This is a genomic window from Sphingomonas sp. (assembly GCF_019242355.1).
Lineage (GTDB): Bacteria > Pseudomonadota > Alphaproteobacteria > Sphingomonadales > Sphingomonadaceae > Sphingomicrobium.
Genome location: NZ_JAFAVR010000041.1, coordinates 1 through 4,729, shown reverse-complemented (window position 1 = coordinate 4,729; position 4,729 = coordinate 1). Strand labels below are relative to the sequence as shown.

6 protein-coding genes and 1 pseudogene are annotated in these 4,729 nt (G+C 67.3%); 2 read left to right on the top strand and 5 right to left on the bottom strand.

Annotation, left to right across the window (positions count from 1 at the left end; genetic code table 11):
- Nucleotides 1–298: sulfotransferase domain-containing protein (locus JOZ79_RS01800; protein ID WP_294069775.1), on the top strand; the 298-nt coding region annotated here is incomplete at its 5' end.
- 95 nt (nucleotides 299–393) lie between these two features.
- On the opposite strand, the gene JOZ79_RS01795 is transcribed toward JOZ79_RS01800, so the two are convergent.
- The 4 genes and pseudogenes from JOZ79_RS01795 to JOZ79_RS01780 form a co-directional block, all read right to left on the bottom strand.
- Entirely contained in the window at nucleotides 394–597 is a 204-nt protein-coding gene (locus JOZ79_RS01795) for a cold-shock protein (protein ID WP_294069772.1), read from the bottom strand.
- Nucleotides 598–808: 211 nt separating this feature from the next.
- A complete protein-coding gene (locus tag JOZ79_RS01790) occupies nucleotides 809–1,012 on the bottom strand; it encodes a cold-shock protein (protein WP_294069768.1) in 204 nt (67 codons plus the stop codon).
- Nucleotides 1,013–1,280: 268 nt separating this feature from the next.
- Nucleotides 1,281–2,921 (bottom strand): chaperonin GroEL, encoded by a 1,641-nt coding sequence (gene groL / locus JOZ79_RS01785; RefSeq protein WP_294069765.1) that lies wholly within the window; start codon nucleotides 2,919–2,921, stop codon nucleotides 1,281–1,283.
- 53 nt (nucleotides 2,922–2,974) lie between these two features.
- Nucleotides 2,975–3,292, bottom strand: a pseudogene (locus tag JOZ79_RS01780) (co-chaperone GroES).
- A 281-nt stretch (nucleotides 3,293–3,573) separates the two neighbouring features.
- On the opposite strand from JOZ79_RS01780, the gene JOZ79_RS01775 reads away from it, so the two are divergent.
- A complete protein-coding gene (locus JOZ79_RS01775; protein ID WP_294069762.1) occupies nucleotides 3,574–3,834 on the top strand; it encodes a protein usg in 261 nt (86 codons plus the stop codon).
- Here JOZ79_RS01775 and JOZ79_RS01770 read toward each other — a convergent pair.
- On the bottom strand, nucleotides 3,772–4,729 hold a 958-nt coding region (locus JOZ79_RS01770), incomplete at its 5' end, for a DUF3445 domain-containing protein (RefSeq protein ID WP_294069760.1). The genes JOZ79_RS01775 and JOZ79_RS01770 overlap by 63 nt on opposite strands.

The following is a 4,729-nucleotide window of genomic DNA, read 5'->3' as shown; positions in this document are numbered from 1 at the left end:
CGAGAGCTATCGCACCGAAATGACGCTCCGCTATCTGCCGGTCCGCTACGAGGACATGGTCGATGACCAGGAGGCAAGCGTGCGGCGCATGCTGGATTTTCTCGGCGAAGATTTCGACGCTCGCTGCCTGAACTTCAACGAGAACCGCCGCTACGCCCGCACGGCGAGCTATGCACAGGTCACTGAGCCGCTGTACGACAGATCGCGGTTCCGCTACCGCCACTATCTGAGCCACATCGAGCCGGTGATCCCGATCCTGCGGCCGGCGATCGAGCGGCTCGGCTATGGCGTGGACTGAAGGCGCGGCAACGCAGGCCGCTCTGAACAGCGTCGGCCCGCCCTGGAGCGGCCCCAGGGCGGGCCGCAGGCGGTGATCAGCAGAACGGCGGCGTTCTACATCAGCTTCAGGTTGGTTGCCGCCGCTTTGCCGCGCTCCATCGCAACGTCGTAGCTCACCTTCTGTCCGTCATTCAGGCCCTTCAGCCCGGCCGCCTGCACGGCGGTGATATGGACGAACACGTCCTTGCCGCCGTCCTGCGGCATGATGAAGCCGTAGCCCTTGGTCGCGTTGAACCATTTGACGGTGCCGGTGGCCATGTCCGATCACTCCTTCCGATGCGCGAGGCCGTCGCGCGGCTGAGGTAAACATCGCTGTCGGCTCCCGCCTTCGCGGGTGCTTACCATCAGTATTCGGCGCCGCATGGCCGCCAGCAGCCCGGCCCCATTGCCGCGAACGGCGGCGCGACGGACGGTGCTGGGGCGCATGGGGACGGTGCTCTGTCGAAACGCGAATTGGAGCGGGAAGGGCTCAGGCGACTTTCAGGTTGGTCGCGGAAGCCTTGCCGCGTTCCATCGCGACGTCGTAGCTGACGCGCTGACCGTCATTGAGGCCCTTCAGCCCGGCGGCCTGGACCGCCGTGATATGGACGAAAACGTCCTTGCCGCCGTCCTGCGGCATGATGAAGCCGTAGCCCTTGGTTGCGTTGAACCACTTGACCGTGCCGATAGCCATCTCTGCCTTGTTCTCCGTCGAAAGCGCCGCGCCTCAAGCGCGGTGCGGGGCGACAACCTGCCTTTGGACGTCTTGAAGGAACCGACTCGCAGGACGGAGCGCAGCAAGGCAAGCCAAAAAGACGATTGCCGGGGCAGTCCGCCAGAAACCTGCCGCGATGTCAATCGAGCCACGGTGACATTTGTGGCCTGCCGTACAGAGCCGGCCGGACAGCAGAAGGGGGCGGACCGCCGGCCCACCCCCTTCGCAGTTCTTCGGTCGGGCGAGATCAGAAATCCATGTCGCCCATGCCGCCGCCGCCGCCCGGAGGCATCGGCGGACCCTTCTTCTCCGGCTTCTCGGCGACCATCGCCTCGGTGGTCACCAGCAGGCCGGCGACCGAGGCCGCGTGCTGCAGGGCCACCCGGACGACCTTCGTCGGGTCGATGATGCCGGCCGCGACCAGGTCCTTGAACTCGCCGCTCTGGGCGTCGAAGCCCCAGGTCGGCTCGTTCTTGTCGAACACCTTGCCGGAGATCACCGCACCGTCCTCGCCAGCATTCTCGGCGATCTGGCGCAGCGGCGACTGGGCGGCCTTGCGGACGATCTCGATGCCCAGGCGCTGGTCCTCGTTCTCGGGCGAGAGCTTGGACAGGATCAGGCTGGCACGCGCGAGGGCGACGCCGCCGCCCGGCACGATGCCTTCCTCGACGGCGGCACGGGTCGCGTGCAGCGCGTCGTCTACCCGGTCCTTGCGCTCCTTCACCTCGACTTCCGTCGAGCCGCCGACGCGGATCACCGCGACGCCGCCGGCGAGCTTGGCCAGCCGCTCCTGCAGCTTCTCGCGATCGTAGTCCGAGGTCGTCTCCTCGATCTGCGCGCGGATCTGGTTGCAGCGGCCGGTGATGTCGCCTTTCTGGCCGGCGCCCTCGACGATCGTGGTGTTCTCCTTCTCGATCAGCACCTTCTTGGCCTTGCCGAGCATCTGCAGCGTGACGTTCTCGAGCTTGATGCCGAGATCTTCGCTGATCACCTGGCCGCCGGTCAGGATGGCGATGTCTTCCAGCATCGCCTTGCGGCGGTCGCCGAAGCCCGGCGCCTTCACCGCCGCGACCTTCAGTCCGCCGCGCAGCTTGTTGACGACGAGCGTCGCCAGCGCCTCGCCCTCGACGTCCTCGGCGACGATCAGCAGCGGCCGGCCGGACTGCACGACGCTCTCCAGCAGCGGCAGCATCGGCTGCAGGCCCGACAGCTTCTTCTCGTGGATCAGGATGTACGGCTGATCCAACTCGGCGATCATCTTCTCGGCGTTGGTGATGAAGTACAGCGAGACGTAGCCGCGGTCGAACTGCATGCCCTCGACGACGTCGAGCTCGGTCTGGATGCCCTTGGCCTCCTCGACCGTGATGACGCCCTCGTTGCCGACCTTCTGCATCGCCTCCGCGATCATCTTGCCGATCTCGGCCTCGCCGTTGGCGGAGATGGTGCCGACCTGGGCGGTCTCGGCAGGCGTGGTGATCTTGCGGCTGCGCGTCTTCAGCTCCTCGACGATGGCGTTGACCGCCTGGTCGATGCCGCGCTTGAGGTCCATCGGATTCATGCCGGCGGCCACCGCCTTGGAGCCCTCGCGGACGATGGCGTGGGCGAGCACGGTCGCGGTGGTGGTGCCGTCACCGGCCAGGTCGCTGGTCTTGCTTGCGACCTCGCGCACCATCTGCGCGCCCATGTTCTCGAACTTGTCGGCGAGCTCGATCTCTTTGGCGACGGTCACGCCGTCCTTGGTGATGCGCGGCGCGCCAAAACTCTTGTCGAGCACGACGTTGCGGCCCTTCGGGCCGAGGGTGACGCGAACCGCGTCGGCGAGGGTATCCACGCCGCGCAGCATGCGCTGGCGGGCATCGCCCCCGAAGCGAACTTCTTTTGCAGCCATGTTGTGCGAATTCCTTGATTGGGTCGGTTAGGGAAAATGGGCGAGGACGGAGGTCAGGCGGCCTTCTTGGTCTCGGCGGGCTGACCCTCGATGATGCCCATGATGTCGGTCTCCTTCATGATCAGCAGCTCCTCGCCGTCGATCTTGACCTCGGTGCCCGACCACTTGCCGAACAGCACGCGGTCGCCGGCCTTCACGTCGAGTGCGGTGATCTGGCCCTGTTCGTTGCGGGCGCCCGGGCCGGCGGCGACGATCTCGCCTTCCATCGGCTTTTACTTGGCCGTGTCGGGGATGATGATGCCGCCCGAGGTCTTCTCTTCGGCGTTCAGCCGACGGACCACGACCCGGTCGTGCAGGGGACGGAACTTCATGTAGCGATGGCTCCTGACTGTCTCTGGTGCTTCGGATAGGGGCTTGGGGGTAGCTGATTGGCACTCCCAGGCCGGGAGTGCCAACGATCTAGTTGGCTCACGCCCGCGTGTCAAGCGTTTGGCAGCACTCCCCATGCTGGAGTGCCAACCCCCTGTTTCCGTTCGATTTTTCTTGTGGCATGCGGTTCGCACCGCGAACATCGCCGTCCCTGCGATCACCCCGCGCGGCAAAGACGCGGACGCGGGCACCGGCTGGATGGCATCGCACTCCGGAGGACGGGATGAAGCTGCTCCGACATCCACACGGCTATCGGCTCACCACGGCGGAGATCCTCTATCACCTGCCGGACCACCCGGCGGTGCTGCAGAGCTTCATCTGGCAGCAGATGGACCTCGCGCCCCGCTTCCCGGTGCTGCGGAAGTTCCTGGACTTCTGGGACCGCGAGCTGGAGGGCCGGCTGCATTCGGTCCGGGTCGCCTCAGCCGACCTGGCCGGGCCTGGCCGCTGGCGCCATCCGGGCGCCTGGCTGCAACTGCACTGACTGGCCGCCTTCCCCCGACAGCCGGTCGAGATAGGCGAGCACGGGGTCGGCGAGCACCGGGAGGCTCTTGTACAGCGCGACCCCCTCCGGCATCGTCCGCAGGCTGGCGGCCAGGTCCGCGGCACCGCGCGGGTCGTCTTCGAACACCGCGAGCGGACACTGGTGGACGCGAATCGTGAACAGGATGGCGGCGCTGCACGGCAGCCGCCGCAGCGTCTGGCGCTCCATGCGGAGATGCACCCGCGCCCCCGCGTTCTCCGCCGTGATCGTCGGGTCGGCCTCCCGCCTGCCGTGGCCGGCGGGCTGGAACAGCGCGGGGTCGGTCAGCAGGCTGAAATTCACCCGCGCGACCGGCCGCTCCGCCCGGAGGTGGTCGAAGAAGCGGTCGACTGGCCGCGCCAGCCGCTCGGCGTAGAGCGGCACCGGCGCGTGGATGCCCTGCATCGGCTTGCCGATCTTCTCGGCGAGCCGCCAGCGCGTGGGAAAGCAGAGCGAGGCGGCGGTGAGCCGGTAGCCCTCCGGCCCCGCCTGCATCACGCAAAGATCCTCCTGCACCAGCCGGCCGGCGAGATCGAGCGGATGCAGGTCGGTCTGCGCCAAATTCCAGCGCTCGGCGGTGGCGGCATTGTCCAGCGTGTCGCCCCGGCGCCGGAACAGCGCCGGAAAGCGTCGGGGCAGGTGCTCACCCAGCAGCGTCAGCACCTCGCGCGACGGGTCGGTCGATTCGGGAAGGCTCTGGAACACCTCGGCGTGGCGCTCGGCGAGCAGCCGGCGCTTTTCGGCGAGTTGATCACGGAACGCGTCGTCGATCTCGATCCAGTCGTCCAGCGACAGGTTTTCCAGGCCCATCGCGACGCGATAGGGCGGCGAGGCGAAGGGGCGGTAGCGCGGCCCG

Coding starts and splice junctions, on each gene's coding strand:
- JOZ79_RS01795 (WP_294069772.1), bottom strand. CDS start 597: ATGGCCACCGGCACCGTCAAATGGTTCAACGCGACCAAGGGCTACGGC.
- JOZ79_RS01790 (WP_294069768.1), bottom strand. CDS start 1,012: ATGGCTATCGGCACGGTCAAGTGGTTCAACGCAACCAAGGGCTACGGC.
- groL (WP_294069765.1), bottom strand. CDS start 2,921: ATGGCTGCAAAAGAAGTTCGCTTCGGGGGCGATGCCCGCCAGCGCATG.
- JOZ79_RS01775 (WP_294069762.1), top strand. CDS start 3,574: ATGAAGCTGCTCCGACATCCACACGGCTATCGGCTCACCACGGCGGAG.